1 pseudogene is annotated in these 1,343 nt (G+C 58.2%); it reads right to left on the bottom strand.

Annotation, left to right across the window (positions count from 1 at the left end):
- Positions 1-152: 152 nt before the first annotated feature.
- Positions 153-1,251 (bottom strand): annotated as a pseudogene (locus JJB74_RS32945) (IS5 family transposase).
- Positions 1,252-1,343 lie beyond the last annotated feature (92 nt).

Raw genomic sequence — 1,343 nt, 5'->3', positions numbered from 1 at the left:
CCTAACAGGCTGCTGAAATACCACCCGTGCGAGTGTCGCCGTTTTCTTAAAGCCATGAAAACACTGACTTGCCGTTGCCGCATTCTGAAACAGCCTTGCGTTTGCGTCTGCTTTGGCGCGTTTGCGGCCGGCTGTTCTGGTCTATTGGCGCTTTACGCCACCTGTAGACGGACTTGTCCCAAGGTGCGCATGCGGATCAGGTTGTACGCCGCCATGGTCAGTACAAACAGCTGGTCGACTTTTTTCAACCCGCGCACCATCACCTGGCGAATCGGCCCGATCGTCTTGGCCCAGCCAAATCCCTGTTCGATGAGCTTACGCTTTTGCTGCGAAATGGCGTAACCGTCACTACCGGCAATCGCATCCCGCACTGCAGAGCGTCGGCCGGACGTGTTTTGCGCCACGTGGGGCACAACGTTCATCGCCTGCAGCGCGTCGATAAATTCATCTGGCGTCATAGCCTTTGTCGGCGCCCAGCGTGATCTCGCAGTCGTCGCCCACGACTTGGCGGGCATCTTGGATCATCGCCTTGGCCGCTTCCCGTTCGGCATGGCCATCGGCGACGGTGACCATGGCGCTGGCAATCAGGCCGTGCCGATTGTCGCTCAACGTATGGCCCATGAAGCGCAGTTCGCTGGCGGTTTTACCCTTACGATATAGCCGCGCATCCGGATCGGTCTTCGATTCGTGGGTCTCGTTGCTGCGGACCTGTCCCTTGAAATTGCTGCCCTCGCCGTTGCCATGGTCATCGTCGGCCTTGCGCACGAAGCTCTTGTGGCTGGCCCACGCGCCAATGAGCGTGCCGTCCACGCTGAAGTGTTCACCCGATAGCCAGCCTTTCTCCTCGGCCATGCTCACCACCTCGTTGAAGAACGCGATGATGGCATCATGCTCGGTCAAGCGTTCACGGTTCTTCGTGAACACGGTTGGCACCCACACCGTATCGTCCATGGATAAACCGACGAACCAGCGAAACAGCATGTTGTACTGCACCTGTTCCATCAACTGTCGCTCTGAGCGCACGCTATAGAACACCTGCAGCAGCATGGCGCGCAGCAGCTTCTCGGGGGCGATGCTGGGTCGCCCACCTTTGACGTCGGCTTCGTACATACGAGAGAGCAAACCCTCCATCTTTGCCAATGCCGCGTTGGCCATCTGGCGAATCGGCCGCAATGGATGATGTGCTGGAATGAAGTCTTCCATTCGGCGCATCGTGAACAGGCTCTCGGTGAAGGTATCGGGGCCGCGCATAAAACTCAACAGAAATGGATCGTGCTGGACTAACGGTGCAGACATCTATCCGGCCGACATCTCCGGGAAGTATTTCAGCAGCCTGCTAGGCG

The sequence above is a fragment of the Noviherbaspirillum pedocola genome (assembly GCF_016632335.1).
Classification (GTDB): Bacteria; Pseudomonadota; Gammaproteobacteria; order Burkholderiales; family Burkholderiaceae_D; genus Noviherbaspirillum_A; species Noviherbaspirillum_A pedocola.
This window is presented reverse-complemented; position numbering and strand designations above follow the sequence as displayed.